Source organism: Bacillus sp. es.034 (genome assembly GCF_002563655.1).
Taxonomy (GTDB): domain Bacteria; phylum Bacillota; class Bacilli; order Bacillales; family Bacillaceae_B; genus Rossellomorea.
In genome coordinates, this window is sequence record NZ_PDIY01000001.1 from 4,303,789 (window position 1) to 4,329,194 (window position 25,406).

Annotated in this window: 35 protein-coding genes and 2 pseudogenes; 5 read left to right on the plus strand and 32 right to left on the minus strand. The window is 44.8% G+C overall.

Annotated features, from left to right (window positions below; translation table 11 throughout):
* Nucleotides 1-63: 63 nt before the first annotated feature.
* From ATG71_RS21980 to ATG71_RS22030, 11 genes are all read right to left on the minus strand, one after another.
* Nucleotides 64-804 (minus strand): phosphotransferase family protein, encoded by a 741-nt coding sequence (locus tag ATG71_RS21980; RefSeq protein ID WP_098441494.1) that lies wholly within the window; start codon nt 802-804, stop codon nt 64-66.
* 72 nt (nt 805-876) lie between these two features.
* Nucleotides 877-1,128: a hypothetical protein gene (locus tag ATG71_RS21985; RefSeq protein ID WP_098441495.1), complete on the minus strand. Its 252-nt coding sequence runs from the start codon at nt 1,126-1,128 to the stop codon at nt 877-879.
* Nucleotides 1,129-1,181: 53 nt separating this feature from the next.
* Nucleotides 1,182-1,454, minus strand: a complete 273-nt coding sequence (locus ATG71_RS21990) for a hypothetical protein (protein ID WP_098441496.1) — start codon at nt 1,452-1,454, stop codon at nt 1,182-1,184.
* A 17-nt stretch (nt 1,455-1,471) separates the two neighbouring features.
* Nucleotides 1,472-2,263 (minus strand): AAC(3) family N-acetyltransferase, encoded by a 792-nt coding sequence (locus tag ATG71_RS21995; RefSeq protein WP_098441497.1) that lies wholly within the window; start codon nt 2,261-2,263, stop codon nt 1,472-1,474.
* A complete protein-coding gene (locus tag ATG71_RS22000) occupies nt 2,260-2,445 on the minus strand; it encodes a hypothetical protein (protein ID WP_098441498.1) in 186 nt (61 codons plus the stop codon). Before ATG71_RS22000 ends, ATG71_RS21995 begins: the two co-directional genes overlap by 4 nt.
* Nucleotides 2,446-2,578: 133 nt before the next feature.
* Nucleotides 2,579-3,190 carry an HD domain-containing protein gene (locus ATG71_RS22005; RefSeq protein WP_098441499.1) on the minus strand — a complete coding sequence of 204 codons (612 nt, stop codon included), beginning with the start codon at nt 3,188-3,190 and terminating at the stop codon, nt 2,579-2,581.
* Nucleotides 3,191-3,715, minus strand: coding sequence for a DinB family protein (locus tag ATG71_RS22010; RefSeq protein ID WP_098441500.1), 525 nt, complete (start codon nt 3,713-3,715; stop codon nt 3,191-3,193). It abuts the gene before it with no gap.
* 207 nt (nt 3,716-3,922) lie between these two features.
* The gene (locus tag ATG71_RS22015; RefSeq protein WP_098441501.1) at nt 3,923-4,201 is read right to left on the minus strand and encodes a hypothetical protein; all 279 of its coding nucleotides are present in this window, start codon (nt 4,199-4,201) and stop codon (nt 3,923-3,925) included.
* Between the two features lies 1 nt (nt 4,202).
* Nucleotides 4,203-4,502 carry a DUF2089 family protein gene (locus ATG71_RS22020; RefSeq protein ID WP_098441502.1) on the minus strand — a complete coding sequence of 100 codons (300 nt, stop codon included), beginning with the start codon at nt 4,500-4,502 and terminating at the stop codon, nt 4,203-4,205.
* Nucleotides 4,503-5,088: 586 nt separating this feature from the next.
* On the minus strand, nt 5,089-5,667 hold the full coding sequence (locus ATG71_RS22025) for a hypothetical protein (RefSeq protein ID WP_142953508.1): 579 nt from the start codon (nt 5,665-5,667) through the stop codon (nt 5,089-5,091).
* Nucleotides 5,657-6,289 (minus strand): MFS transporter, encoded by a 633-nt coding sequence (locus ATG71_RS22030; protein WP_179886609.1) that lies wholly within the window; start codon nt 6,287-6,289, stop codon nt 5,657-5,659. The genes ATG71_RS22025 and ATG71_RS22030 overlap by 11 nt, the downstream gene beginning before the upstream one ends.
* Nucleotides 6,290-6,689: 400 nt before the next feature.
* Here ATG71_RS22030 and ATG71_RS23545 point away from each other — a divergent pair, with 400 nt between their 5' ends.
* Both ATG71_RS23545 and ATG71_RS22035 read left to right on the plus strand, forming a co-directional pair.
* Entirely contained in the window at nt 6,690-6,830 is a 141-nt protein-coding gene (locus ATG71_RS23545) for a hypothetical protein (RefSeq protein ID WP_179886610.1), read from the plus strand.
* Nucleotides 6,831-6,942: 112 nt separating this feature from the next.
* Nucleotides 6,943-7,371 (plus strand): hypothetical protein, encoded by a 429-nt coding sequence (locus ATG71_RS22035; protein WP_098441505.1) that lies wholly within the window; start codon nt 6,943-6,945, stop codon nt 7,369-7,371.
* 402 nt (nt 7,372-7,773) lie between these two features.
* On the opposite strand, the pseudogene ATG71_RS22045 reads toward ATG71_RS22035, so the two are convergent.
* From ATG71_RS22045 to ATG71_RS22060, 3 genes and pseudogenes are all read right to left on the minus strand, one after another.
* Nucleotides 7,774-7,920 (minus strand): annotated as a pseudogene (locus tag ATG71_RS22045) (methyl-accepting chemotaxis protein); the annotation flags it as partial.
* Nucleotides 7,921-8,070: 150 nt separating this feature from the next.
* Nucleotides 8,071-10,131, minus strand: a complete 2,061-nt coding sequence (locus ATG71_RS22050) for an Ig-like domain-containing protein (protein ID WP_098441507.1) — start codon at nt 10,129-10,131, stop codon at nt 8,071-8,073.
* Nucleotides 10,132-10,539: 408 nt separating this feature from the next.
* Nucleotides 10,540-11,193 (minus strand): bL19 family ribosomal protein, encoded by a 654-nt coding sequence (locus tag ATG71_RS22060; protein WP_098441509.1) that lies wholly within the window; start codon nt 11,191-11,193, stop codon nt 10,540-10,542.
* Nucleotides 11,194-11,594: 401 nt separating this feature from the next.
* Between ATG71_RS22060 and ATG71_RS22065 the strand changes: the two genes are divergently transcribed.
* Nucleotides 11,595-11,783 (plus strand): hypothetical protein, encoded by a 189-nt coding sequence (locus ATG71_RS22065; RefSeq protein WP_098441510.1) that lies wholly within the window; start codon nt 11,595-11,597, stop codon nt 11,781-11,783.
* A 42-nt stretch (nt 11,784-11,825) separates the two neighbouring features.
* On the opposite strand, the gene ATG71_RS22070 is transcribed toward ATG71_RS22065, so the two are convergent.
* From ATG71_RS22070 to ATG71_RS22115, 10 genes are all read right to left on the minus strand, one after another.
* Nucleotides 11,826-12,464, minus strand: coding sequence for a hypothetical protein (locus ATG71_RS22070; protein WP_098441511.1), 639 nt, complete (start codon nt 12,462-12,464; stop codon nt 11,826-11,828).
* Entirely contained in the window at nt 12,457-13,032 is a 576-nt protein-coding gene (locus ATG71_RS22075) for a sigma-70 family RNA polymerase sigma factor (protein ID WP_142953509.1), read from the minus strand. Before ATG71_RS22075 ends, ATG71_RS22070 begins: the two co-directional genes overlap by 8 nt.
* Before the next feature lie 142 nt (nt 13,033-13,174).
* The gene (locus ATG71_RS22080; protein WP_098441513.1) at nt 13,175-13,807 is read right to left on the minus strand and encodes a lysoplasmalogenase; all 633 of its coding nucleotides are present in this window, start codon (nt 13,805-13,807) and stop codon (nt 13,175-13,177) included.
* Between the two features lie 181 nt (nt 13,808-13,988).
* Complete coding sequence (locus ATG71_RS22085) at nt 13,989-14,168, minus strand: hypothetical protein (RefSeq protein ID WP_098441514.1); 180 nt, start codon at nt 14,166-14,168, stop codon at nt 13,989-13,991.
* Between the two features lie 19 nt (nt 14,169-14,187).
* Nucleotides 14,188-14,595, minus strand: coding sequence for a YbaN family protein (locus tag ATG71_RS22090; protein ID WP_286163096.1), 408 nt, complete (start codon nt 14,593-14,595; stop codon nt 14,188-14,190).
* A gap of 101 nt (nt 14,596-14,696) precedes the next feature.
* Nucleotides 14,697-15,713: an ABC transporter permease gene (locus tag ATG71_RS22095; protein ID WP_098441515.1), complete on the minus strand. Its 1,017-nt coding sequence runs from the start codon at nt 15,711-15,713 to the stop codon at nt 14,697-14,699.
* On the minus strand, nt 15,710-16,576 hold the full coding sequence (locus tag ATG71_RS22100) for an ABC transporter permease family protein (RefSeq protein WP_098441516.1): 867 nt from the start codon (nt 16,574-16,576) through the stop codon (nt 15,710-15,712). Before ATG71_RS22100 ends, ATG71_RS22095 begins: the two co-directional genes overlap by 4 nt.
* Nucleotides 16,577-16,713: 137 nt before the next feature.
* A complete protein-coding gene (locus ATG71_RS22105) occupies nt 16,714-17,283 on the minus strand; it encodes a manganese catalase family protein (RefSeq protein WP_060671658.1) in 570 nt (189 codons plus the stop codon).
* A gap of 27 nt (nt 17,284-17,310) precedes the next feature.
* Nucleotides 17,311-17,571 (minus strand): spore coat protein CotJB, encoded by a 261-nt coding sequence (locus tag ATG71_RS22110; RefSeq protein ID WP_098441517.1) that lies wholly within the window; start codon nt 17,569-17,571, stop codon nt 17,311-17,313.
* Nucleotides 17,571-17,798: a spore coat associated protein CotJA gene (locus tag ATG71_RS22115; RefSeq protein ID WP_098441518.1), complete on the minus strand. Its 228-nt coding sequence runs from the start codon at nt 17,796-17,798 to the stop codon at nt 17,571-17,573. The genes ATG71_RS22110 and ATG71_RS22115 overlap by 1 nt, the downstream gene beginning before the upstream one ends.
* 156 nt (nt 17,799-17,954) lie before the next feature.
* On the opposite strand from ATG71_RS22115, the gene ATG71_RS22120 reads away from it, so the two are divergent.
* Nucleotides 17,955-18,659, plus strand: coding sequence for a YetF domain-containing protein (locus tag ATG71_RS22120; protein WP_098441519.1), 705 nt, complete (start codon nt 17,955-17,957; stop codon nt 18,657-18,659).
* Nucleotides 18,660-18,828: 169 nt separating this feature from the next.
* Nucleotides 18,829-19,344 (plus strand): DUF3231 family protein, encoded by a 516-nt coding sequence (locus tag ATG71_RS22125; RefSeq protein ID WP_098441520.1) that lies wholly within the window; start codon nt 18,829-18,831, stop codon nt 19,342-19,344.
* Nucleotides 19,345-19,445: 101 nt separating this feature from the next.
* Here the strand turns inward: ATG71_RS22125 and ATG71_RS22130 are convergent.
* From ATG71_RS22130 to ATG71_RS22160, 8 genes and pseudogenes are all read right to left on the minus strand, one after another.
* Nucleotides 19,446-19,730 (minus strand): annotated as a pseudogene (locus ATG71_RS22130) (glutathione-dependent formaldehyde dehydrogenase); the annotation flags it as partial.
* A gap of 17 nt (nt 19,731-19,747) precedes the next feature.
* Complete coding sequence (locus ATG71_RS22135; RefSeq protein WP_098441521.1) at nt 19,748-20,371, minus strand: DUF421 domain-containing protein; 624 nt, start codon at nt 20,369-20,371, stop codon at nt 19,748-19,750.
* A 109-nt stretch (nt 20,372-20,480) separates the two neighbouring features.
* A complete protein-coding gene (locus ATG71_RS22140; protein WP_098441522.1) occupies nt 20,481-21,320 on the minus strand; it encodes an MBL fold metallo-hydrolase in 840 nt (279 codons plus the stop codon).
* On the minus strand, nt 21,317-22,510 hold the full coding sequence (locus ATG71_RS22145) for an MFS transporter (protein ID WP_098441523.1): 1,194 nt from the start codon (nt 22,508-22,510) through the stop codon (nt 21,317-21,319). Before ATG71_RS22145 ends, ATG71_RS22140 begins: the two co-directional genes overlap by 4 nt.
* A gap of 219 nt (nt 22,511-22,729) precedes the next feature.
* Complete coding sequence (locus ATG71_RS22150; protein WP_098441524.1) at nt 22,730-23,119, minus strand: VOC family protein; 390 nt, start codon at nt 23,117-23,119, stop codon at nt 22,730-22,732.
* 191 nt (nt 23,120-23,310) lie between these two features.
* A complete protein-coding gene (locus ATG71_RS23550; protein ID WP_179886611.1) occupies nt 23,311-23,475 on the minus strand; it encodes a hypothetical protein in 165 nt (54 codons plus the stop codon).
* A gap of 61 nt (nt 23,476-23,536) precedes the next feature.
* Nucleotides 23,537-23,749 (minus strand): hypothetical protein, encoded by a 213-nt coding sequence (locus tag ATG71_RS22155; RefSeq protein ID WP_142953510.1) that lies wholly within the window; start codon nt 23,747-23,749, stop codon nt 23,537-23,539.
* 183 nt (nt 23,750-23,932) lie between these two features.
* Complete coding sequence (locus ATG71_RS22160; RefSeq protein WP_179886612.1) at nt 23,933-25,255, minus strand: sensor histidine kinase; 1,323 nt, start codon at nt 25,253-25,255, stop codon at nt 23,933-23,935.
* Nucleotides 25,256-25,406: the final 151 nt, after the last annotated feature.

Consider the following 25,406-nt stretch of genomic DNA (forward strand, 5'->3'; position numbering starts at 1 on the left):
AGCCATGGGGACAGGTTCCGTGGCTTTATTGTGTACCAAGGTACCTGTCCCCACGGCTTTTTATTAAACTTGATGAACAATCTCCAATAGTCGCTTTGGATCTTCGGAAGAAACCCTTTCTGACAATCTTGCTGCGGCGATGATTGGCGCCCATTGGAAAATTTCATCTTTGGACAGACCGCTTTTCTCACAATACAGGCGCATATACAATTCCGCCAGCTCCTCTGAGACCTGGGAATACAGGAGATAGCTCCGATAGACGTCAGCCCGTCTATCCCCTGCACTGGAATCAACCCAGTCGATGATGGTGACGTTATTCTCTGACAGGATTAAGTTATATAAATGAAAATCTCCGTGGCAGAGCTTTTTTTCAAAGATCATGGAATCTAGTTTTTTCAGTAAACGAGTCTTTACCCCATCTTCCAAATCAGGTGCAGATTCAATTTGGCGTCGCAGTTTTTCGGACATCGGTTCAATGGAATGAGCGTTGATCTGATGCATGCGCATTTGGATATCTACAGACATGCCCATATAGTACTCCGCTTTTTCCATATGGTCAGTCAGGAGATCCCCTAGTGTTCTTCCTTTTATATGTTCCATGATGATGACCTGTTTTCCGTCCAAGTTTGTGACATCATAGATTTCAGGTACATGCAGCCCACATGAATGGGCATACTGCTGCTTTTTTGCTTCTTTTTGGGATTCCTCGACTGGTAGGGATTCGTTAAAGACTTTGTATATTTTATTTTTGTAGAGATAGACTTTGGCTGTGTTTCCGGTTGCAATGGGAGTTCCTATGATCATTGTGTTTCGCCCCTTATCCTCTAGCATCTTCTATAATATAAAGGAACTTCTTTATCAAAGAAGTCCCTGGCTTTAAGGCTTATTCCAAAAAAACGTCGTCACCACAAATGGAAGAAGAATCCCGATTACTAATATGAGACCATTTCCAAACAGGCCAATTTTTCTGTAGATCGTTTTTTTACCGAACAAAGCTGCCACAAAACCAATGCCCGCCATGATGACTGCAGGAAGTAAGAATGTGTCATTTCCTAAGAGGGTTAAAAAATAGAATACAAGACCTATTAGAAAGATAGTGAATGAACCTATACTGAATACTTTTTTCAATTGTATCCCTCCTCTTTTCTTTCTACACATGTTAGATTTTTTATAATCATTCTTTATCCGTCCCTCAATAGGATATTCAATAGAAACGAACAAACCAACCCCGACACCGCTGCCACCAGCCCGTTCAATCCGATTGCAGTTAAGCTTAAACCACCCCATCCGCCAAAGGCCAGACTTATAATCCAGCAGAGGGAAGATAGCAGGAACACCCCAAAAAATAACTTCACATTAAAAAAGGAAGGGATCCTACCGTACCTCTGCAAAGCCTGTAAAACACACGCAACAACAGCCCCGATGACGACCAACGTTAACACATCAATGGACATGAAGAATGCCTCCCCCGTCAGTTTCTGTTTTTATCCATCCACTCTACAGCGTAGTCCACCATATGTTTCATCGGGATGAAATAGCTCTTTGCATCACCTACATTCCCCTGTTTCACTTTGCCTGTTTCCCTGTGAAAATCATCAAACAACCGGTCAAAATCGTCTGACTCATTATTGATATCACGATACGTGGTCCACACTTCTTTCATGCCTTTTTTAATTTTGATATCCCATATTTTTTCTTTCACAAAGGTGTTGTCTTGCCTGTATTCAGCGAGGTGCAGTGAGGTATTTGAATTCGTCGGGGCACCAAGGAGAAGGATGCTGCCACTCAGTTCATATACCTTTCCCAACGGGGAGTGTGCATTCATGGAGTAGTCGAGACCATGTTCCTGCGTGATGCGGGCAGCGTCTTTCCCCCAAGCAGCGAATGATGTGTGGGGGTGCGGGCTCCGTTTCACCCCATCCTGCTTTCTGAATGTCTCAGGGATGAAACCCATATAAGAGGTCGGGGTCAGATCGGGGTGAAAGGTCGGCATGTTTTCCCGGATGAGTTCCAGCTCTTCCTCCGTATATCCTCTTCCATATTCCGTCGGGTCGCATAGATGCTCGGTTTGGGTGGGCATCACAATATTCCCACCAGTACCAACTGCCTCTTCCAGTGCCAGGATGACAGACACCGGTCCACCTATGACTCTGCCGATTGATTTTAAGGAGGAGTGGACGATGAGTGTCATTCCTTTTGTGACGCCGAGTTTCTTTAAATCTTCTACAATATGTTCTTTGGTAATGAGTCTTCCATTCTTCATAACTTATTCACCTTTTTTCTCGGTTTAAGCTGATTCGTCCCCATGAAATAGCTGCTGACGCCAAGCATCATCCCACCGCCGACACTTAATAACACACCCAGGCTGACGATATATGTAGATAAATAGATTCCCAGCATAAAGAGTAGTAACCCTGTTATGAATAGAATTGGACCTATTTTCATGATTGGTTCCTCCGAACATTACGGTTTGTAATTCCAATTATTTCAAATCAGAAAGAAATTCACAATCTTTTTTTCTACTCAGGAAGTGTAGTGTTGGCTCTCATACTCCAAAACGATGAGCTAAACACTCCCCTCAGAGTTTTAACTTCTCTGTATCGATTCCAGCTTCCTTCAACTTCAACTCTGCATCATCCTCAATGATGTCCTTGAATATCTGTAATGCACCGTCAAACTCGACATGCTTATCCATCATAAAGCTCATCCTATGTTCAACTTCAATCCACGTTGAAATGTTTGCTTCATTATGTTGGATCTGCGCTTCCAATTTATCCAAGGCGTTAGCAACTTTGGCTTCATACGTTTCTTTCTCTTCAAACTCATGCCAGAGATCGTATAGCACATCTCCTAAAGCATTTCCCAGCATATCTCGTATTTTCTCAATTACCTTTCTCTCATTGAATGCCTTCTGTTCCTTCGCTGCTTGGTCATGCATCGTGTCAAACGCCGGAATGTCCCCTGCTTCTGCCTCCACGAGATCATGAATGATGATCATTTTTAATAATTTCTCCAAATCCACTTTCTCTGTTAAATATGGTTCTATTAGCATCGCCATCAGGGAGACTCTCCACGTATGCTCGGCGACGCTTTCCTGTCTTCCGTTCGAGAGCCAGCTGTGCCTCATCTCAGTTTTCAGCTTTTCTCCCAGTTTGATGAGTTCCAATATGTTTACAAGATTTGTTTTCATTTATATTTTCCCCTTCTTTAATCTCCGCTTCAGGCTTCGTATTTGTCCCCGGTGATTGATTTCATCTTCCATGACGTGAAACCAAAGGTAGTAATGGTTAAACGGGACACCATTCGGCCACTCATTCTCTCCGAAAAGCCAGTCATCGTTTCTTTTTTTAAGCTCGGACAGGGTCTTCTCCCTGACGGCTGAAAGCTCGTTGATGTAGTACTGAATGGGATGTCCTTTTATGGTCTTCCCAGCTTCCTCACCGAGTTTCAGTGCGGCTTTCCATTTCTCCAACTCAACCTCGTCGATGTCCCGTCCTTCAAATGAAATAACCCCATGGACAAACTCAATGGAAGCAATATGGAGGAGAAGTGATCCAATGGTATTCACATCGCCTTCTGGCAACTGATCCAACTCTTCTTCAGTGAGATCCTTGATTTCTTCCACTGTCACAGCCCGGGTGTGTTCCAGCATTGAAACGAGTTCCACCATTGTTTTTGTGTAACCACCGTTATTTTTAATACGGTAATCAATCATGTCCATTCCCCCTAACCAATCTATCCTACATTTTACCAATTCCCTCCATTTTTAATAGACTGATATTTTGGAGATAGGAGTGATATAATGAAATTAGATACAAAAAAAAGAAGCTTTTTTGAAGCTCCTTCCGTCTCCGCATCCTCCATAGTATGATGCGCTTCATAGCGGCTGTTTCACATTCTTTTCCCTTTTAGGAACCAATATTTAAATATCCTGAGATTTCATTTTATTTAATTCTTGAGTCCTTTCTTTTTTCAGATCTTTTCTCCCCCTGAACCACTCTTCCATTAAAAAAGCTACACCTACTACCACAACCAGAAAAGCAGTCAATACTTTTAACTGCCCCACTAAAACGAAATAAGTCATGGCAGCTACAAAGATTGCAGGTATTAAAAATCCCCAATATATACTATCTCTTTTAGCCAAAAAATACTGGAACCCAAAAGTAACCACAATTAATAAAAGTTGAAGCCACTCATTCATTTCACTTATCCTCCAATTCATTTTTATATTTTTCAATAATCAACTTTGCGTCCTCCAAACTGACTCTTTCTTCTATCGCTAGATGTTTAACAAAGCTGATAAACTCTTCGTTATCATTTTTTTCATTTAGTTCGATTTTTTGTATAAGTCTGTCCAAACGTGTGCGAACGGTTGGATATGATACATCATAATTTTTTGCAATGTGCTTTAGCGAACCAGAGTTTAAAACAAACTTCCTAATAAACTCCACTTCATCTTTTTCCAATGACAAGACCCAATTCGGAACATCTTTTATATCCATAATCTCCCTCCTCTCACCCATATAATACCAGATGCATTTAATAAAGTAAAAGTATTTTTTAATATTATTAAAAATAATATTAAAATAAATATAAATAATACTTATTACAACGGTATTCCAGAGTCTTTCTATAGTGAACTAAGGTACTGACTACAATGAGATGATTAGTCCAAGAATAAAAAAAAGAAGCTTATCTTAAGCTCCTTCAATAGTCTTCGTTTAATTCCATATGCAGATGAGTGAAAGTTCTTGTGAAATCCTGTTACCAGTTGATAAGAATTGTACATTCGGCACGTATCAGTTGGGAGATTAGGCTAAATCCTAGAGCCGATATATAGACGGAATAATTCCGCTTATCTCGTAATGAATAGTAAAAAAAACCGAAATAGTCGGAATAATTCCGGCTACTCTATCTATAAAGACGAAAAATGGTGGACTTTTCTGTACATAGTCGGAATAACTCCGACTATATCCCTCAAATGAAGGGATATAATGAATGTAACCGGAAAATCTCCGCTTATCTTTCTTTTGCTGGTTCTTCTATTAAGGGCAAGACATCTAATTTAAAAGACGAGGAACTCCTTCCTTATATCTGTCCCTTCATCTTCACCCTCTGACCAACCAAATATCCACCTGCCAACACAAAGAAAATCAAGAGCAGCCAGGCGAATCCGTCTGTGAATCCTGTCCGTTCAATGGCATAGCCGAATAGCGGAAAGCTGATCATGATGACAAAGCTTTCCATCAAGCCAATCAAGGAAAGGAATGTGGACCGTATATTACTTTTCAGAAAGCTCTGCACGAATGAGCTGAAGATCGGTTCGAACAGGCTTAAAAGTTGTGCAAGGATCAGAAACGACAGCAGAATCGCCCAGTCCGTTGCGAAGATGAACAGGACGAAAAAGACAAGGAAAAGTCCTAATCCATAATAAAGGATGTTGAAGAACTTGAATCGTTCCTCCACCTTGTACGCGATCTTCGCCATGACGACGCCGAGAAGTCCTTCGATGGTAAACACGGCTCCGACGACGATTGCCGAATAGCCCAGTTCCACGAAATATTCCTGTCCGTAAAATACCATGATCACCATGACCGCACTCGCCAGGATAAAAAGGACCACGGGTGCGTGAATGACCTGATTATTCCTCCATACGTTAATTCCCAATCGGAATTGGTGGATCCACTGATTGTACCAGCGTCCACTGATCTCTTCGGTCTTCCTGCTCCGGTTCTTTCATGAACAACAAAGGAACGACGGCGAGGACGTGGGTGACGATGGTGGATCCGTACACCCATTCCCAGCTCACTTCCGCCATGAAACCTCCGAGGAATTTCGCCAGGCTCAGGGATAACAGGGAAATCGCCGTCATGCTTCCGATCACCCGGGTATAATCCTTTTCCCGTTTGTCATTCTTCAATGTATCGTAGGCAAATGCCTGCTCAGCACCAGAATGGAGGGTGACCATGAGCCCCATGGACAGAAACGCCAGGGTGAACATGGAGAAGTTACCGCTCAAGAGCATAAACAATCCGTATAGGAGACTGAACAGATTCCCAATCACTAGGCTGACCTTCCTCCCGTACAAATCGGCAATCATCCCCGTCGGAACCTCGAATAATACAATGGCCAAGTGGAGAAGGGCCTCCAACACCCCGATCTCGCCCAATGTCATTCCCTTGTCGCCAAGATAGATGACCCATAGTGCCCGGTCGAAAAACAGCTGGGCAAAAAAGAGATAAAAGTATAGTAAATAGATATTGTTTTTTGTTTTTAATATGTTCATCATTTCGATTCGTCCTCTCGTTAATAAAAGCGCAGGCGGGTTCAGCAGCTGAATGGTAAGTCGCAAACCTCAAGCCCCTAGCCGCCACCGCTACATAAATCAAAAAAAGCCACAGGGAATCATTCCCCCATGGCTTTCGCTATTACAGGAAATCATACACTTGTTCACCCCTATGAAACATCAGCTAAAAAAGGACAGACGTGTCCCGAGGACGGCTGAAATTCCAATAATAGACATCATTAATAGTCGGTATTTTTTGATGTCTACAGTGAACGTATGCATGATATTCCCCCCTTTAGTATGTATGATTCATTTTTATTATATCTCTCTTCCTTTTTTTGGACAAGGGAACATTTTTCTGGCAGCACAGCCCATACTAATAGCTAAGGGAGGTGATCTGTTTATGAAAAAGCCTAATCAAACAAATGTGAAAGCCACGACATCAGGGACGGACCCCCAACAGGTGAAAAAGCAAATTCAAAAAGATGTCGCCGCGGGACAAGGTTCCATGACTTCACGGGAAGCAGGATCCATGAGGGATTAAGGATTCAAAGGGGCGGTTCACACCGTCTCTTTATCTTCTTTCAAAAAAGGAAATGGTTTAAGGTAGATTGTCCGATGCCTATATTTTATAATGAAGTGAAGGAGGTGAGAAAATGGAAAAGCAGATACTTGAACTATTATTGGATTTAAAAGGAGAAATGAAAGAGTTTCGAAGCGAGCTGCACACGTTTCAATCGGAGGTCCGCAACATTCGTTCTGATTTGAAAGAAACACAAGCTGATGTCCGTAAGATCAGTTCCGATTTAAAGGACACTCAGGCAGATGTCCGCATGATTAGTTCCGATCTAAAAGAAACTCAAGGTGATGTCCGTAAGATCAGTTCCGATTTAAAGACGACTCAAAATGATGTGAAGGAAATCAAGGAAACCGTGAACCGGATAGAAGCATTACAAACCGAAGATGTCATTGCAATGCTAAAGGTGACGAGGCAGAGCATAGAATCTGAATTTCATTATACGAATACAAGAATGACTGATATAGATAAGCGGGTCTTCAATCTTGAAAACAGGGTGGGGCGTTAATGCAGCTATAATACCTCTTGTTTACTGCTTACTCAGTTTGCCCCGCCAAATTCCCATCGTCTTCCTCACTATTGTATTCCACTCAATGTTGCTTTCTTTTCCACTTATAAGGCTTGTCTGCCCAATGAAACAACAACAAAAATAAGAATATACTGAAACTGATACTGATATTTTCTATCCACCTGATCTCTTCGTTTTTGATGAGTTGGTATAGAATCCTAACCACAAAATAGATCAGGGGTAATCGTATGCATTTTTTAAACACGAAGAGACTCCTTTCAGCGCGCCACTTTATGGGATTCATTTCCATTTTATCATTTTTTGAAGATCTTTGTGGTGCTGATTACGAAAAAAATGAAAGCCACAGAGGATCCATCCTTTGTGGCTTTGACTATCTACTTTTTACACTTGAAACTTCCGGACGAGACCATTTAATTCCTGAGCGAGTTTCGCCAATTGTTCCGAGCTTCCTGCCACTTCTTCCATCGAACTGCTTGTTTGCTGAGTCGAGGCGGGGGTTTGTTCGACGCCGGCGGCTGCTTCTTCGGACTTTTCCACCAAGTGCTATATGACGACAAATTTCTACATATGAAACTATAATACCGTTACTTAAGAACTAAAAGGAGGGATCTCTTTGAATGAAGAAAAAAGCAACGGGAAGCATTCCGCTGCTTTTAATCGAGTTTTTTATAAACGTCTTTAGCATCCCGTGATAAATGACTGAGGACTTCCGGCTGCTGTAAATGGAACGATGGTCTGGAAAGTGGTCGTTGTGTTATCAGTCGCAAAGATTTCATAGGTGATCTGGCCGGTGATATTGTTGAGGGTCGCCCTTATCCGAGCGTCAAATGTACGGGAGGGACCGTTGTTGATTCGCCCGTTGATCATTCCTTCTACAATGGCGACCGTGAAGTTATTTTCGCAGGCAATCATTGTTCTTCGACCTTGTGTGAACTGGAAGTTATCTCCGTTACCTGCATTGAAGACAAAGTTAAAGTTATCCACTGCAGGATTACAAGGTCCATTCCTAGAAGCACCACATTCGTTGATGGTCACGTTCAACGTTCCGGTATAGTCCAATATATGACCAAATCTGGTCACTCTGATTTGGGCTCCAGGCTGTGCTCCCCCTTGAGTGTCGAGCTTGAATTTACACGTACAGGCAGGTGGAGCTGGGCAGTTGATGCGGACTGTGAACGGTCCTGCACTGATCGGAATTCCGCCAACGGTTGCTCTGGCTGTCACGGTAACAGTCTCCATCGTTCCTGCAACACCCATGATCGTCGCCGTATAATGTCCATCAGCACCGGTAATAGCCGGGTCTGGATCGATGAATACATTGGTATGGGATTGGACGATATCGAAGAAGACCGCCACTTTCGGGATCGGTGTCATCGTGTCACAGACTACTCTTCCCCTGATGGTACCATCACATTGAATGGTTGGAGGCACAATCAGATTCATGGCTGGATTCGGACAGTTGACACATCCTGCACGTACAAAGTTGGTGTTGGATACAGGGATGCCGTTTACCGTTGCACTTGCCGTATAAGGAACTCCTTCGGTTATCGAGGTCGGGAATGGGACGGTTGCCACACTGGTGTATTCACCATTGGTATTCGTTGTCACGACCATTGGCTGGAAGGTAAGGAGCGGACTGCTTAAAGTCACCTGCACGCCTGGTACCGGAGCACCATCACAAAGGACTCGGCCGGTTATCGGGGCTCTACAACTGATCGGTCCGGGGTTATCTAATTGAATGACGGGGTTTTGACACGGTGGACAGCTGACTTCGACGGAATTGGTTTCAGACACTGAAATTCCGTTTACTTCTGCTCTTGCTGTATAAGTGGATACCCGTTCGGAGGTACCCTGCGGAACACTGAATCTGCCTGAAAATTCACCATTAATATTCGTCGTGACTGTCTGTGAAGCAAAAACAAGGAGAGGGCTGCTTAATCTCACTTGCACTCCCGGTACCAGCCTGCCATCGCACAGAACGCGTCCGGTCACGACACCTTCACAAACGACGGGATTTAGGTCATTGAGGGTAATGACAGGATTCCGACACGCCTGACAATCTACCGTTACCGACTGTGTCTCGGAAGTAACCGGATGCCCGCCGACAATGGCGGTGGCCGTCACTCCGATCGTTTCATCAATTCCGAGGAACGGCACTAATGTGGCGGTATACGTTCCGTCTGGCTTCGTAATCGCGGGGTTCGGCGAAATCGTCACTTTATTGGAGTGATTTTCGATCTTAAACGAGACGGCTGCATCCCGTACAGGTACTCCGTCACAAATCAGTCTTCCAGATATCCCGGTCCCTTGACACCCTAACGGACCCTCGATCGGATTCAGGGTGAGGACTGGATTATCACACAGTATACAACCCGCCCTTACAATGATTGAATCACTGATGGTCTGATCTGATACGGTAGCGGTTGCCGTAATCTGTACATCAGCAGTGATGGGTGTTCCACGAGGGACAGTCACCGTAGTCGTAAATTCACCCCGATTGTTTGTGACCGGAGTTGGGTTGGTGAACTGCAATTCTGGAAAGGTGGAAGTCAGAATAACTTGTACACCTTCTACTGGGGAATGATCACATAATACCCTTCCCCTAACGGTTGCCTCGCAGCTGATGACACCCACTTCCTCCAGCTGGATGACAGAATTATTGCAGTTATGAGGTGGGAATAAATCCGGACATCCTTCTGGTGGACACGAAAGTGTGTCTTTTTTGCTTTTCTTTTTCACATTCAGACCTTCCTTCCTATAAGCTATCAGAATAGTTTATGCGCACTCAAATGGTTCGTTCGCATATTATAGGAAGTTTGAGGGAAATTGAGGTTTTCACCTAAACCGTTGGAGAGTATGTTGGAATTGAAACGATGGCGGAATATCATGACGATAAGTCATAGTCCCCTGACTAAAATGATTACGATAGAGCCAAAAGAACCCATAGCACAGATGCACAAAACAGAGAAAGCAAAAGATGACCTATTTTTGTAAGCAGCATGAGCCATTACGGTTGTAAAAAATAAAAATACCGCCTGAAGAATCAGAGATTGCTGGAAAGGTCCAATGTAAATCAGCAACCCTATCAAAAGGAGGGATATCCCTGCTATTAAACTCACTTGCCATTTCATCTAACCACCCTACCCCTTATAAAATCCGTTCCCTTTCCCCCTCAGTAATCTTGAAGTGAACGTTCATGGAACTTCCCCCATCCACATGCTTGGGGACATCTGATAATTCGAGTAACTCTTTGAACTCAACCGTTTTTTCACGATCGGCTTCTACCGTGATTTTATAAGGACCACCCTCATTCATCAGGGAAGTCAAACGGTGATCAATATCCGGAATATAGGAATCCATAAATTCGATCTCAAATGTCACTGGATCACCGCTATGGTTGGTGATCAGCAGCTGACATTCCCCATTTAATTCATCATCACTGATCCGCTCAAAATCACACGTCCCCATCCCATCGTACGAAATAGCTGCGATTCCTTCGGCAAACGTTTCCTGGTAAACGGAAACGAGTCCAAGAGGCAATAAGGTATAGGCGAATAAAACGATGATCACCGTTCGAACATGGTATTTCGACATTCCCTTTACGAGTAAGATCATCGCAAAGATAAATAAGAACGAACCAATGATGGCGAGTAGGTTGTATCCATCCTGGTCGCTGATAGGAAAGGACATGAAGGTGACACGCTCGAACATGACCCGATTATTGGGATAAGGGAAATAGAGCGACATACAGATTATGAGGATCACGCCAGAAGCAATGAGGTATTTTTTATTTTTTATCATGGCTTTCAACTTCCTTTTGTAAAAAATCCGTTTATAATACTACCAATTATTTCAAACAAATGTGTATTATACAATCCTTTCATTCATTCGTGCGATACTCACTCCCTTTCAAGCGGAAATGGAATTAATCATGCGGGTTTCAAATTTATCGTGCGGGAATGGGAATAATCATTCGGGATGATCAACATTCATGCCAGCTTATCGAATTACCTTCATTTCACCAATCCTCTATACATTTTTTATAAAAATATTAATATCTCGACCGGGATTTGATAGCTATCCAGACCTTTACCGGCGATTTCCTCATCCCATACCCCTATAAAAAGAAAATATATCCAGCAGTTTTATAGTATGATAGTCATAGATTAATGGTATTCACTAACAAAAGGAGTTGGACTAAGATGAGTGACGGAACAAAAGTCATTAAAGACGGCGGGGGCCAAGGTGGCGTCACCTGGAAAGAAGTCTCCCGAAGTACGTCAGGAAGTTATACGATCGTCTTATATAAAAGCGCAAACGGCGGAAGTCAGTGGAAAAGGGTTACATATGACAATAGCGGAAAAATCGTGAAGGTGGTTTACGGGAGTTAACAGGAAAAGGATGATGGTGCAGGAAACCATCATCCTTTTTCCTTAACGGAAGGACTCCGCCATCTGGATCATGTCGTCTTTAGTGAGGGTGATGTCGGACCGTGCCGGCATATATTTCAGTTCATACATAGCCTCACCCTCTATCCAGGTCAGCCTGTTTGACTTTAACGGGCCCTCTGTTTCAGAATAGCTTCCTTTAGAGGTACCGACCTTCACCGGTTCTTCAGATAAAGTCAGATCTAACCCAGGCTCAAGAAGTTGAAATGACATCGTGATCGTCTGCTTTTCCGGACCCATGAGAGTGACGATTTGTGCGTTTCCGTAGGGGCCTTCCTTCTCTTCCGTGCTGACATTTGTCACTTTGAAAGGAACTTTGGTGATGAATTTGAACTCTTTTCCCAGGAATTCCGGACGATCGCTTGCTTCATATAACGGCGCGCTCGCGTTATTCCCGATGATGCCCAGCTGTGTTCCGCCGAAGTACACAAAGATCGAAAGGCATGCGGCGAAAAATAGGAATGACAGGACAGGGGCAAAAACGGGTTTTTTCGAGATGGAAAACGACTTGGATGGCTTAGAATGGATTTCATTCAAGATATTCTCTCTCATCTTATTGGTGAAACCCCTGCCTTTAAAGGTCTCTTCTTTCATTAACCCGCGCAATGATTTCAGTTCATCCATTCTTATACACCTCACTTCGTTTGATCGTGGAACCGAGCAATGCTTTTCCCCTTGTCAGCCGTGTCTTCACCGTATTCGAGTTGATGCCGAGACTCTCACCGATCTCGGCTATCTTCATTTCCTCAAAATAATAGAGGAAAATGACTTCCCGATATTTGAGTGGCAGGGCCAGGACGCTTTGGATCAACTCTGAATTCTGCTCATTTTTGATCACGGTCTGTTCCGGTGCCCCCATCTTCCCTTTCACCAAATCGTTAATCTTGTTGGAGATACTGACCATCCTCGTATCCCAACGTCTTAAATAATCCTTACAATGGTTGATTGCGACAGAAATGATCCATGTCTTCAGGGAGGAATCTTCCCTGAAAGTATCCATCTTTTGATAAAACTTGATGAAGACCTCTTGTGTCAGATCCTCGGCCAGGCCATGTTCTTTTACGTAGGAATAAACAACATAATAAACATCATTCCCGTAATCAGTCATGGCTTCCTCAAGAAGTCGGTCTTTCTCGTATTTCGTCAGCACTTCCATTTTAGAAAATTCACCTGCTTTGTATGTATCATTCATTAGACGCAGCTCAAATGATAAAAGTTTGTTATTTACATTTTTAACCAAAATAAAAACCTGTCGAGTCTCCTCGGTCAGGCTTTCACCGGGCAGTGCCCGCTTTCATTATTACAGAACATTCCATATCATACAATTGTTTCTTTTATTTGTTGAGGGATGAGAGACTACACACAATCAGGAGCTGCGCAGAGTAGTAGGTGGTCATGATGAAGACGGCTGAAAAAGGGATCTCTGATACGAACATATTCCATGACAGAATGGAATCGGATAGAACGAACAGGATACTTCCGGCAATGGCCCACTTGTTTCCGGTCAGGATTGCGGATAAAGCCATTAAGGAAATGACGAGCATGTAGGCAATGACCGGTATAATGAGACCGGCATCCCCATCTGTTCGGAGGGCTGAAATCAGTTGCTGTCCGATCATGAACGAATACAGTGCAATCGGGATGGCAGCTGCAAGTCTCCACTTGTTCATCCGGGATAACTTAATAAAGCCACACAAGTAGAATAGATGTCCGACCAGAAACGCCCCGAGGCCTGCTATAAACGAAAACGCAATGAACGCATCCCCAAGCATGCAAAAGAAGAGGCCAATGAGGATGAATCGCAGTGCCGGTGCTGGGTTGGGAGATACCTGACGGAAGGCGAAGACGATGATGAGAACCATTGGAATGAGCTTAAAGATCACTTTCACGGGTAATGGCTCGGATGGGATGAATAAATAAAGTACTGACATGGCTCCAATCAGGAGGGGAAGTGACCATTTCATCATGTGATAACACGTCCTTTACGTTCTGTTCCTTTTGCTATATATACTCCCTTTTTGAGGTGAATTCCTTTTTTTGATATCTCTATGACAGCATTTCCTTCTATCTTTCCCGAAGAATGTAAGAGGAACGCTTCCCAAATTAATTTGGGCAACAAAAAAAGCCTCGTCACGATCGACGGGCCCCTTATGTCATCCTTCTAAAATACTTCTCCATTTCCCGTTCAGAGATGATCAGTCTCCTTGAGAAATCCTGCGTTCGCACTACATATTCCTTGATGCCAATATATTCGGATTCAACGACCAAATAGAAACAGGAGCCTTTTTTGACTCCCCTGAAATCACGTTTTAATTGAAATTTCTTCATTTTGACTAAAGCCCGTAGATCACTGGCTCTCCTCCACTTGATACGACTGGGGCTGAATCGTTTTGATCTTCTTTATAAAATAATAATGTTTATATAATGCGAGGCCGATGAGGATGATCCGGACAGCGAGAATGTCGACGTACAGGACGGAAAGCAGGATAAAGAAGTCTGCCGTCAGATTGATCCTGATCTTTTCTTTCAGGGTCATGCCCTTTTTTTCGAGAAAGGAGACCACGTATTTTTTGTAGATGTACGTGTTTTTAAACCATGCATCCACTCGCTTTGAGCTCTTGGAGAAAAAGTAAACCGCCAGCAGGTAAAACGGGCCACCAGGCAGAACGGGCAGGATTGTGCCGGCAACCCCGCACACCAAGGCTATGAACCCGAGCAGCATGAACAGGATGCTTTTCATCTTTTTCATTGTCATGATTCATCTCCCCTACCCTTAACCGTTTTCCTTCATTGTACTATAAATATAGCAGAAAGTCGGGTTTGGCGGGTTAGGAGATTATTGTTAATCCGTTATACTCAGCTATCAACACCCCGATCCACCAAAACAAAATCACTCTCCTCCAAAGTCCCTTCCACTTTCCCTGAAGCAGACGCTACCTCAACAGAACTTACCTTCACCTCTTCCTCCTCCAACAATCCCTCAAGCCCCCTCGCAATCCCCGTCAGAGACAGGATCGTCAGGGCGAAAAAGAACATCGGAATCATAAAGATCCACCAGGCGTTGGTCAATTCGACAAAGCTCATGGACATAATGCTTGCCCATTCCTGGACGAAGGGTCGCGGCGGCGGGCACATGGGACCGTAGCACACATCGGTCCCACCGAAGTACAGCTCGAAGAATCCAAGGTGGGCAATGATGAGAAGCACCTGGATCATGATTTTTGGAAAAATGATAAAGAGCCGGGGCTTCAAGTGTGGAAGTACATGTTTCTTGAACAGGAAAGTCTTACTCCCCCCAAGGACCCGCGCACACGTCACGAACTCTTTGTCGAGAATCTGCCGGGTTTCGTTGGATAGGAGAATCGCCGTTGTCGGGGCCGTGATCACGGCCAGGGCAATGGACTGCCAAATGACCCGCTCGGTGAAACTTGTCTCAAATCCTTGCATGGGTTCCCATAGCAATGGGTAAAGCATATTGTAGGCGATAATCGATTGCGGGATGAAGTAAAAGGACGTAAAGGTCGATTGCGCCCACTTTTTTGCCCGGGATTTCGTAAACCCTCCCAGTACTCCGATGACGAAGGAAAGAATGAAGCTGAGGAGGGAGATGCTGATCGCCGCCCCAATGGTATACTGAGCGCCCTCCAATACTTTGTAAAACAAGTGATCCCCTTCCCGGTCCGTCCCGAACGGAAAGTCGGCTGAAGGGGGAAACGGCGCGTCCCCGATGATATTGGCCTCATCATCATAAAGGATATATGTATTCGGTATTTTTTCATCCGTCAGATTAAAGATCATACTCCACCCGACGAGCACGATGATGAACAGTAAACAGATGCTAATGGTGACATGATGCCGATTCCACTTTCTCATAGACTCATCTCCCTGCCAATTTTTCTCGTGATTACAAACTGCATGAATTTTAAAAGGAGATAGAGGGGAACGAATAGCATGATCGACGTAATCGCGAAAATCGCAGGCGTGTTATAGGAAAATAAAAACGATGTGACCCCGAACACATTGAAGAGATATTCCAAGATTAATAGATTCGACAGCATCATCCAGATGATCTGTTTGCCGTGATAGGTGAGACTGACGAGCACATTCCGCATCATATGGATGAACATGATCCGGAATCGGCCAAGCCCCTTCCCCTTCGCAAGCTCCACATAAGGAAGTCCCTCTTCTTCTTTCAAAAAAGACACCATCGATCCCAGAAAAAAGAATGTGGGCAGGATCGAGAGCGTGACCGCAGGAAACAGGATGACCTGATTAACTCCGAGTGATGCGATGTCGACCACGAGAATGCCGGTCTGTTTAAAAAACCAGATCACGAGCATCTGGAGGCTCCCGATGACAAAAATATCAGGCAGCGAGGCGACATAAAACGAGACGGCTTCCACCCCTCTCTGAATCCTTTTCCCGACTGAAAAATAGAGAATCATCAATAAGACTGAACATGTCAACGCCAACCCAAGCGCAAGGAAAAAGATGCGTGCACTGCTCATGAAAGCCTTCAGGATGATGGGAAAGAGAGGACGCTCGATATGCGAGACGGGGTTTGTATAGACGAGATGGTGAGGCTCGACTAATTCCCTGCATACAGCCATTAATTCCTGTCCATATGTCACGAGGGAAAGTGCCTGAGTTTTGAACAGGCCGGATGTGGCACTGACCAGAATGATTCCAAGGATAATGAGAACGGCTTCAAGGCCGGATTGTTTGAGTTGTTTCATCTTTTACCTCCAGTAATGACTACTGCTAATCATTACCAATATACCAGATTTGAAAATTCTGTCAATTACACCCTTGCCGCAACGCAGAAAAAACGAAAAATGGTCAGGGCTATCAGCCGCTGACCATTTTCCTTCAATTAAAAAATCACCTTCCGATCCCGCTCATCTTTCAATATCTCAACTGCTTCCCGGAATCGTTGGGAGTGGATGATTTCCCGTTCCCGTAAGAAGCGCAGTCCGTCATTCAAGTCAGGGTCATCGCTCATATTGATGATCCATTGATAAGTGGCCCTTGCTTTTTCTTCAGCCGCGATATCTTCATAGAGGTCGGCGATCGGGTCACCTTTTGCCTGGATGTAGGAGGCGGTGAAGGGGACCCCGGCTGCGTTTTGGTAGAAGATCGCACCGTCATGATTCACATAGTGGGGATCGAGACCCGCATCTTTCATTTGTTGCGGTGTCGCGTCTTTCACGAGTTTATACACCATGGTGGCGATCATTTCCAAATGGGCGAATTCTTCGGTCCCGATGTCGGTCAGTAAGCCGATGACCTTATCGGGAATCGTATAACGCTGATTCAAATATCGCAGGGCTGCCGCCAATTCTCCATCGGCGCCGCCGTATTGCTCGATCAGAAATTTAGCCAGTTTCGGATTACATGTACTGACCCGTACAGGATATTGAAGTTTTTTTTCATAAACCCACATAGTGTCTATCCTCTCCTTTATTCCGTTTTAGACCTGCCACGGCCAAGGCGCGTCTTTCCAGTCCCACGGATAATTTGAATAGCTGTATCCGAACCCGGTCAAGGGACCGAATTCCTTTTCGAATTTCTTTTTGATTTTTTTCCTCATCCGTACATATTCGTTGTACTGTTTGATGGCTTCGTAATCTTCAGGATGAGTATCTAAGTACAGTGTCAGTTCGACGATGACGAAATCAACGGTCTGAAGTTCCTCCATCACTTCGTAATAATGAGCCGGAAGCTGCTTCATCAGGAATCACCATCTCCATTCAGTTCATAAGGGCTATAGTATGGATCGTAGAACGCCTTCCACAGCGTTCCGTTCCGCAGTGCCTCCCGAGGGGTGAACTGCTCCAGATTGGCAGGCTGAAACCCCATATAGAGATTAGGCGGTGTTGAATACACCTTCTTTGTAATCGGCGGACAAGGATCAAAGGGACTGACGTATGGATGATACACTTTATAGTTCGTATTCAAGGTACTCCCTCCTGATTTGACAATATCTTTCTATTGTTATGCAGAAGGTTCCTCACCCATGACGATCAAATGGAATTGGGACCCTTTTTAATAAATTGTCCTCTATCTGCACATCTTACAAAAGTGACGTAAAAATGTGAGAAGAGGTGCGTAAATATGACCATCATTGAACTGTCTTTCAGACTCATCCTTTCCTTCCTCCTACTATTGACCATGACCCGCATAATGGGAAGAAAAGAGATATCCCAGATGACCTTCTTTAACTTTGTATCAGCCATCGCCATCGGGACGTTGGGAGCTTCCCTTGCAATCGATTCAACGGTGAGTGTACGGAATGGAGTATTCGCCTTGGCGGGGTGGACTATTTTCACGGTTGTAATGGGCTATGCTGACCTTAAGTCGAAAGCATTCAGAAAAGCCGTTGAAGGGGTGCCCCGGGTTGTTGTCCGCAAAGGGGAAGTGATGGATGCTGAATTGAGTAAAGTACGACTGGATCTGGATGCTCTGAACGTTTTGCTGAGAAAGAAGAACGTCTTTTCCATAAAGGAAGTGGACTATGCCATTTTTGAAACAGATGGAACCCTCTCTGTCATGAAAAAGGAGCAAGATCAACCCGTTACCAAGGGAGATCAACAGACGTTCAAAAGTCCGGGTTCCACCCATCAGGTGGCTATGCCCACCGCCTTGATAGAAGATGGAAAAATCGTGATGGACAGTCTGCGCGAGCTTCATCTGGATGAAAGCTGGCTGAAGGAACAATTAACCTCACAAGGTATTACTGACATGACAGATGTGTTCTATGCAGAAATTCAAAAAGACGGGACGCTTGCAATAGATCGATACAATGATGTCCAGCACTGACTCAACAAAATGCGTGACCCACTTCCCGGGTTGTGCAATCCAAGCAAAACGAATCAAATGTATCACTAACTGATACATACTTTCCTGCCTTTTCGAGAAAAATATACCTTGTGCTCGTACAATCGTTTTCGAAAGGTGGCACACAACTATGACAATCAGGAGGATGATGATGGGTATTTTAAGTGGAAATCCACAAGAAGAACCATTGCATTACGGTGAAGTATTTGGAGCATGGAACTATTTATTGACGGCGAAAGCCACTGTGGCCGGGTATCAAATGCAGCTTAATCATGCCGGTGATGATGATCTGAAGAAATTACTGAAAGACAGCATCGAAGGCGGTCAGGAAGAAATCAAACAAGTGGAGAAACTGTTAAAGGAAAATGGGATCGGACTTCCTCCCACTCCACCAGAGCCTCCACATGCGTGTCTGGATGATATCCCGACTGGTGCCCGTATGCCGGATCCATCCATTGCAGCAGGAATGTCGGCCAATATCGCTGCCGGCTTAGTCGCATGCAGCGCGATCATGGGACAAAGCATCCGTGAAGATGTTGCGATGATGTTTGGCCAATTCCATATGCAAAAAGCTCAATTGGGAGCCAAAGTCTTGAAGCTCAATAAAGAAAAGGGATGGTTGATTCCTCCCCCGCTTCATAAAAACAAAAATGAACATTGTGAGTAATCCATGAAATAAAAAGATTCTCAGGTCTGATATCCATTCAACCTGAGAGTCTTTTTTATTTGAAGCAGTGATGGTAACCATCCAAGGTGAAATGGTCTCCATTACGGATTCAAAATCACCTTGATACATTCGTCTTCTTTCTTGTTAAAGAGATGGTACCCTTTTGCTGCATCTTCAAGCTTAAGTTTATGTGTAATGATGGACGTCGAGTCGATTTCACCTTTGACAATCTGTTCGTATAGGGGATTCATGTAAGCCCTCGCTGGCGCCTGCCCCATTTTCAACGTCACATTGCGGGAAAAGAATGCTCCAAGCGGGAACATATTGTAGAGGCCACCGTATACCCCGGTCAGTTGAACCGTTCCGCACTTCCTGACGGCTTTCATAATGGTTTCCTCCTTATTTACTGTAGGTGTTTTGGGGGAGGATTAACGGAAGAGTCTTGGTTGATTTCTTTAAAGATATCTTCCCCTCCTCTATTTTGGCTGACCGATCTGCCCGAAGTCTGGGGTACTTGAAGCAGGTTGATCAGTCTTTGCACTTCTGCCTGTAGCTGGGCGAATTCCTTCATCGTCACCGGCTTTGCGCTTGGCATCAACTCCACTCCCACTTGGCCATTCGGCTCAAGGGTCGCCCATTTCACATCTGACAGTTGACTTACTCCCTGCTGCCTTAATTTCATTTCAAGCTGGTCGACTGTCATCCTTAACTTTTTAAAGTTTTTTTCAATGATGACCCCATCCTCCATCAAAATTTTGGACCTTCCAGTGATGAACTGTTCGACACGATCTGATTTCACCTGGAGGTATTCGATCACAATGAGGGTGAGGACGAGAATCAACCCGACTCCGATCGTCGTCCAAATATTTTTACCGGCCACCGGTTGAATGAGTAGTGATCCGATCCCGATCATGATGACCGTCTGGGCAAGTGTCATCTGGGATATCGACTTTCTCCCGGCGACCCTTAGCAATAAAGTGCCTGCTAATACGATGAGAATGGCTTTCCAAATCCAATCCAAATCCATTTTTTCTCAGTCCCTTCTTTCGCTAAAAATCCCTCTTCAGGTGAAGAGGGAAATGGGTATGTGTTGTTTACTTTTCCCCAAGGGTGCAACATTATCCTTGTTAAATGGGCTAATGCCCGTTCCAATCAGCAGGTAAAGCTCTCTCATCAAAATGTTCGATCAAGTCGCTTAAGGAATCTTCCAGCTCTTTACCCTCCATCACTTCTCCATGACCAGTGACCGCTCTCGCCGGATTCAGATTGGATAATGTCTTCACCGACTCCCTGGCCGCCTCCCAATCCATCGTGAAATATTTAGGAGGACCGCTGATTTCTTTTTTCTGAAGCACGACCTTATATAAGGATTCCTGCTTCACTGTCACAAATGCGTCCCCTGCAATCAATGTCCCGTCGTTCTCACGATAAATGGACACATGTCCCGGTGTGTGACCTGGTGTATGGACCCATTTCCACCCAGGCATAAAGGGAACCTCACCATTTGCCGGAAGCATGTGAAGGCTGTCAGAAACATCAATGCCGTGATGTGGGTATAGGGGGGACAATTCGCTCACCAATCCCCCATCCACGGTCGGATCTCCTTTTGGATAATCCTTTTTTCCGTTGAGGTAAGGGATTTCCAGTTCATGTGCAAACACGGGCACATCCCATTCTTCTAAGAGCGGCTCCAATGAACCGACATGATCGAAATGCCCATGTGTCAACACAATCGCCCTTGGTTTACCGGAATGTCCGAAGCGTTCTTCTGCCGCCTCCATGATTCTTTCCTTTGAATGAGGCATCCCACAATCAATCAGCACCCATTCCCTGCTTCCCGGAGTCCCGTAGAAACAGATATTGACGATCTGATTGGTCCAATAATACAGGTCGTTGCGCACTTCCTTCCCCTTTCCACTGTTTATACTGTAGAAAGGGAGATGGGAATCGGAAAAATCGCTATCCAAAGGTTTCATTTTTTACCTCCTTCTGTCGCTGAACCAGACTTTTCAGGCTTGATAAAAATCAACACAAGCAAAAACATCAGAATGCCAAGGACTCCCGCTCCAATGAGGCTTACATTCAGGAGGGATTTCATCAATACAGCCATGAGCGGCGGACCTGCAGCCACCCCGATGAACCGGGATGAACTATAGAAGGAGGAAATCGTTCCCCTCTCTTCTTTCTCGATGTTTTCAGTGATCAACGCGTCCATCGTCGGCAGGAGAGCTCCGATCGAGAGACCGAGGAAGCTTGAGACCACCAGGAGAAGAATCAGTCGCTGATCGACAAATCCGATCAAGGCGACACTGATGCTCATCAGAACCAAACTCACCGTCATGATCACCTTCATGACCTTCAGTTCACCTTTGATCTTCCTGCCTGTAATAAAGGAAGAAATGCAGAGCGCCAGTAATGGAATGGCAAGAACAAAGCCTTTTTTCACCCCGTATAATCCATGGGTTTTCTCCAATGAATCAGACAGGAAAAACAGGATGGCAAACAGGACGAGCATAATATAAATCCCGACCAGAAAGACCGTAAAGATCCATTTTCCCTCCTGTTTGAAAATTTTCTTCGTACTCTGGATGAAGGCTGAAAGGGCCACGGGGTCTTCCTTCTTCTTAGGAACTTTAATGAAAAAGATAACAAGAACAATCGAAATGAGACTGAAAACAGAAATAGAGAAGAACGGAAGATACCATAAATACGCAGCAAACAAAGCCCCCAATATGGGACTCAGCACCTTGCCGAATGTGTTGGACGTCTCGATCAATCCAAGACAGGAACTCGTCTTTTCATCATCATCTTTATACAAATCACCCACCAGGGGCAGGATGATCGGAGCCGCCCCGGCAGCACCGATTCCCTGCAGGACACGTCCGATAATGATCCACGTGAAAGGATCGTCCATCTTCCAGGAAGCATACCCTGCAACCAATCCGCCAATTAACGCAATCAGCAAACTAGGCAGGATGACTACCTTCCTGCCGAAGCGATCGGACAAATATCCTGCCACTGGAATCAGAAAGATCGACGCAATCGAATAACTTGTAATAATCATACTGGTCTGAAAAGAGGTGATCCCCACCTCTTTTTCAAAAATCGGCAGAACAGGAATCAGCATGGAGTTCCCCAAGGTCATGACCAAAGGAATCGATGCCATGCTCACCACACACCAATTACTAATCTTCGTCGTGCTATTGCATTGTTCTTTCAATTAAACCACCCTTTTGGATTGATCTACTATTCATTCAGTATTTGAAAAAGGAGGACAGAACATTCACTGAAACGATTGGCAAATTTGAATGGTAATGGGATGATCAGGGTCATGGCAAAAAAAACAAGAGCTCTTCTCATGAGAAGGAGCTCCTGCCGGTTACTTTTACAACTCTCTTTGATCCACATTCAATTCGATCAGATTCCCATCCGGATCTGCACAGAAAATCTGGGCAAAGCCGCTTTTGGAATGGGGCTTCTCGAGGACCTCTATGCCATTTTCCTTTAACCATCGGAGCGTATCATGGTAGTTCTCCACTCTGAGGGCAAAATGCCCTTCCCGGCTGGAAAGATGTTTGTTCTCCCGGAGTGTTTGGGAAGACAAATCCGCAATCAGATGAAGCTGCTGGCCCTCAATATCATACCAGGCCCCGGGAAAATCAAAATCCGGACGCGGGATTTCCTTTAAACACAGGACGTTCCCATAAAAGGCTTTCGCCTTCTCAATATCCGTCACACTCAAACTCACATGATGAAGACATTCATACTTAATCAATCGGCTCACTTCCTTCCACTCGTCTTTCTGTTTATTCTACAGAAGAAACCGCCGTTCGGCGAGAGGGACGGACCTCTTAAATTCCATTCAAAAGCCCCATTTCAATGGGTTTCACCTCTAAAACGAGCAGAAAATCGGGGTCCGTCCCTCAACGGAATAAATTGCCAGGGCGCATAGCTCCTGACCATTCTTTATGAACCACCTGAATTGTTGTGCATATTGGCATTCTTATCCGCTTCATCGATTTGCATCGCGTGCTCCGTCAGATCAGGAGGCGTCATACCTGACTTTTTCTCAAAGTAAATCGCGATGCCTGAGACGAGAACGATAGGACCCAGTATGAATAACCAAATCATGTGTATCCACTCCTTCCTTCCTATTTCGCATGCCTCATTTCAAGAGGACTCAACCCTCTGCTTAAAACGCCTCATAACACTCCCTGCAATGCTGCCCATTCATCTGGCGCTTATTCTCCGCCCCACAATTCGGACAAGTGACGATCGCTGACTGCTGATCAATTCCTTTTCGGTTGTGCATGTATTGAGCCAGTGCTTTATTCACAAGAAAGACCGTCCCCACAATGGCACATCCGGATGCTCCTAATATGATGATCAGTAAGATTCCATTCACAGGATCCATTCCTTTCTGGAGTACTCTTACTTATCTATACGGTCGTACATGTAAAAAGTTTCAAACTGAGAGGGACGGACCTCTGAAAACCCAGCCAAAATCCCCACGCCAATGGGTTTCACACTCAAAATGACTTGAAAACAGAGGTCCGTCCCTCGCCCTTCAAAAAACGAAGGTCCGTCCCTACCGCAATGAGGGACGGACCTTTGTTGTGTGGGCCGGCTTAGCCAGGGTTCCTTCTTCCTCTTCTTTGTAGATGGGGAAGGAGAGGATGACGGAGGTCCCTTTGCCGGGTTTGCTTAGGACATTGATGGTGCCTTTCATACCTTCTGTGAGTTGGTAGGCGGTCATCATGCCGAGGCCTGTCCCGTTTTTGCCTTTCATGGAGAAGTATGGTTCGCCGAGGCGCATGAGTTGTTCTTTCGTCATGCCGATTCCCGTATCGTTGATGACGATGAACACCTTATCGTTTTCCTGGTAGCTGAAGACCCGGAGCGTCCCCCCAACTTCCATTGCCTCCAGACCATTTTTCATGATATTGATGAGAATCTGTTGGAGCTTGTTGGGATCTCCCTTGATGGCGTGATGATGTAAAATATTCACCTTCAGGATGATGCCTTTTTTCACAGCCAGGGGCATGATGATTTCCTTGGACCGGTTCATCTCATCCCGGATATCCACCTCTACCTCAAGCTCAGGGTGAGGCCGGGCAAAGTTCAAGTATTGATTGATCACCTCTGTCGCCCGGTCGATCTCCCTGACAGCGACCTTCGATAGCTCACGATTCGTACTGACATTGGTTGGATCTTCATTGATCAGCTGAAGGAACCCCTTCACCGTGGTAAGTGGATTCCGTACTTCATGACTCATGCTGGCCGCCAGGTGACTGACCACCTGCATCTTCTCGTATTTGATCGCTTCCAGCTGAAGGATATAGATGGTCCGGATGATTTCACACAGATAAAAGACGAAGAACGTCGACCCGGTCAGGACAGCCGAATAGATCATGAACGAATTGTCATAAGTGAAGTGAAAGATCAAGGACGGGATCCATAACGAAAGAACCGAGTACCCGAACGCAAATAGCGTATACCAGTACACCCTCGTTATCCAGGCTTTCCCCTCCCACTTCGGACGCATATACAGAATCAACAGCGTAAAGAGAACCGCCATGACCACGGTCACCCATAGTCCAGGTCCCATCATCGGGGCACGGATAGCGATCATCGTAAGAGCAAGCCAGGGCAGGACCCGATTCCCGCCATAGATTCCCCCAAGCAGAAAAGGAATGAACCGCAGATCATATACAAATCCATCTTCCAAACGGACACTTAACGCAAGGCTGAGTAACAGAAGAAGCGAACTGGCCAAATAGATCGACAGCGGTTTGATGTGAAGCTTATGTACTTTATTTCGGGAAAGATAATGAAAGCTTATCAGTAAAATGATGATCAATATGGCAAGAAGGTTAAGAAGTAGACCGGTCAATAGTTCAAAGTGATTCATCGGTTTTGCTTCCCTACTTTCAGTAATTTTAAAATATTTCAAAAAACTCATACTATATACTCTATTATAACTGAAATGAGCTGCTTGTGATTTATTTTATTTTTATTGGACAAGATTTTGCATGTTCGTCTTCTCTCTCCATCCTTTGTCC

Excerpts from the sequence above, each read along its gene's own strand:
- ATG71_RS21980 (WP_098441494.1), bottom strand. The coding sequence starts at position 804 with ATGATCATAGGAACTCCCATTGCAACCGGAAACACAGCCAAAGTCTAT.
- ATG71_RS21990 (WP_098441496.1), bottom strand. The coding sequence starts at position 1,454 with ATGTCCATTGATGTGTTAACGTTGGTCGTCATCGGGGCTGTTGTTGCG.
- ATG71_RS21995 (WP_098441497.1), bottom strand. The coding sequence starts at position 2,263 with ATGAAGAATGGAAGACTCATTACCAAAGAACATATTGTAGAAGATTTA.
- ATG71_RS22000 (WP_098441498.1), bottom strand. The coding sequence starts at position 2,445 with ATGAAAATAGGTCCAATTCTATTCATAACAGGGTTACTACTCTTTATG.
- ATG71_RS22005 (WP_098441499.1), bottom strand. The coding sequence starts at position 3,190 with ATGAAAACAAATCTTGTAAACATATTGGAACTCATCAAACTGGGAGAA.
- ATG71_RS22010 (WP_098441500.1), bottom strand. The coding sequence starts at position 3,715 with ATGATTGATTACCGTATTAAAAATAACGGTGGTTACACAAAAACAATG.
- ATG71_RS22015 (WP_098441501.1), bottom strand. The coding sequence starts at position 4,201 with ATGAATGAGTGGCTTCAACTTTTATTAATTGTGGTTACTTTTGGGTTC.
- ATG71_RS22020 (WP_098441502.1), bottom strand. The coding sequence starts at position 4,502 with ATGGATATAAAAGATGTTCCGAATTGGGTCTTGTCATTGGAAAAAGAT.
- ATG71_RS22030 (WP_179886609.1), bottom strand. The coding sequence starts at position 6,289 with ATGATGAACATATTAAAAACAAAAAACAATATCTATTTACTATACTTT.
- ATG71_RS23545 (WP_179886610.1), top strand. The coding sequence starts at position 6,690 with ATGAAAAAGCCTAATCAAACAAATGTGAAAGCCACGACATCAGGGACG.
- ATG71_RS22035 (WP_098441505.1), top strand. The coding sequence starts at position 6,943 with ATGGAAAAGCAGATACTTGAACTATTATTGGATTTAAAAGGAGAAATG.
- ATG71_RS22060 (WP_098441509.1), bottom strand. The coding sequence starts at position 11,193 with ATGATAAAAAATAAAAAATACCTCATTGCTTCTGGCGTGATCCTCATA.
- ATG71_RS22065 (WP_098441510.1), top strand. The coding sequence starts at position 11,595 with ATGAGTGACGGAACAAAAGTCATTAAAGACGGCGGGGGCCAAGGTGGC.
- ATG71_RS22070 (WP_098441511.1), bottom strand. The coding sequence starts at position 12,464 with ATGGATGAACTGAAATCATTGCGCGGGTTAATGAAAGAAGAGACCTTT.
- ATG71_RS22075 (WP_142953509.1), bottom strand. The coding sequence starts at position 13,032 with ATGAATGATACATACAAAGCAGGTGAATTTTCTAAAATGGAAGTGCTG.
- ATG71_RS22080 (WP_098441513.1), bottom strand. The coding sequence starts at position 13,807 with ATGATGAAATGGTCACTTCCCCTCCTGATTGGAGCCATGTCAGTACTT.
- ATG71_RS22085 (WP_098441514.1), bottom strand. The coding sequence starts at position 14,168 with ATGAAGAAATTTCAATTAAAACGTGATTTCAGGGGAGTCAAAAAAGGC.
- ATG71_RS22090 (WP_286163096.1), bottom strand. The coding sequence starts at position 14,595 with ATGACAATGAAAAAGATGAAAAGCATCCTGTTCATGCTGCTCGGGTTC.
- ATG71_RS22095 (WP_098441515.1), bottom strand. The coding sequence starts at position 15,713 with ATGAGAAAGTGGAATCGGCATCATGTCACCATTAGCATCTGTTTACTG.
- ATG71_RS22100 (WP_098441516.1), bottom strand. The coding sequence starts at position 16,576 with ATGAAACAACTCAAACAATCCGGCCTTGAAGCCGTTCTCATTATCCTT.
- ATG71_RS22105 (WP_060671658.1), bottom strand. The coding sequence starts at position 17,283 with ATGTGGGTTTATGAAAAAAAACTTCAATATCCTGTACGGGTCAGTACA.
- ATG71_RS22110 (WP_098441517.1), bottom strand. The coding sequence starts at position 17,571 with ATGAAGCAGCTTCCGGCTCATTATTACGAAGTGATGGAGGAACTTCAG.
- ATG71_RS22120 (WP_098441519.1), top strand. The coding sequence starts at position 17,955 with ATGACCATCATTGAACTGTCTTTCAGACTCATCCTTTCCTTCCTCCTA.
- ATG71_RS22125 (WP_098441520.1), top strand. The coding sequence starts at position 18,829 with ATGGGTATTTTAAGTGGAAATCCACAAGAAGAACCATTGCATTACGGT.
- ATG71_RS22135 (WP_098441521.1), bottom strand. The coding sequence starts at position 20,371 with ATGGATTTGGATTGGATTTGGAAAGCCATTCTCATCGTATTAGCAGGC.
- ATG71_RS22140 (WP_098441522.1), bottom strand. The coding sequence starts at position 21,320 with ATGAAACCTTTGGATAGCGATTTTTCCGATTCCCATCTCCCTTTCTAC.
- ATG71_RS22145 (WP_098441523.1), bottom strand. The coding sequence starts at position 22,510 with ATGGCATCGATTCCTTTGGTCATGACCTTGGGGAACTCCATGCTGATT.
- ATG71_RS23550 (WP_179886611.1), bottom strand. The coding sequence starts at position 23,475 with ATGATTTGGTTATTCATACTGGGTCCTATCGTTCTCGTCTCAGGCATC.
- ATG71_RS22160 (WP_179886612.1), bottom strand. The coding sequence starts at position 25,255 with ATGAATCACTTTGAACTATTGACCGGTCTACTTCTTAACCTTCTTGCC.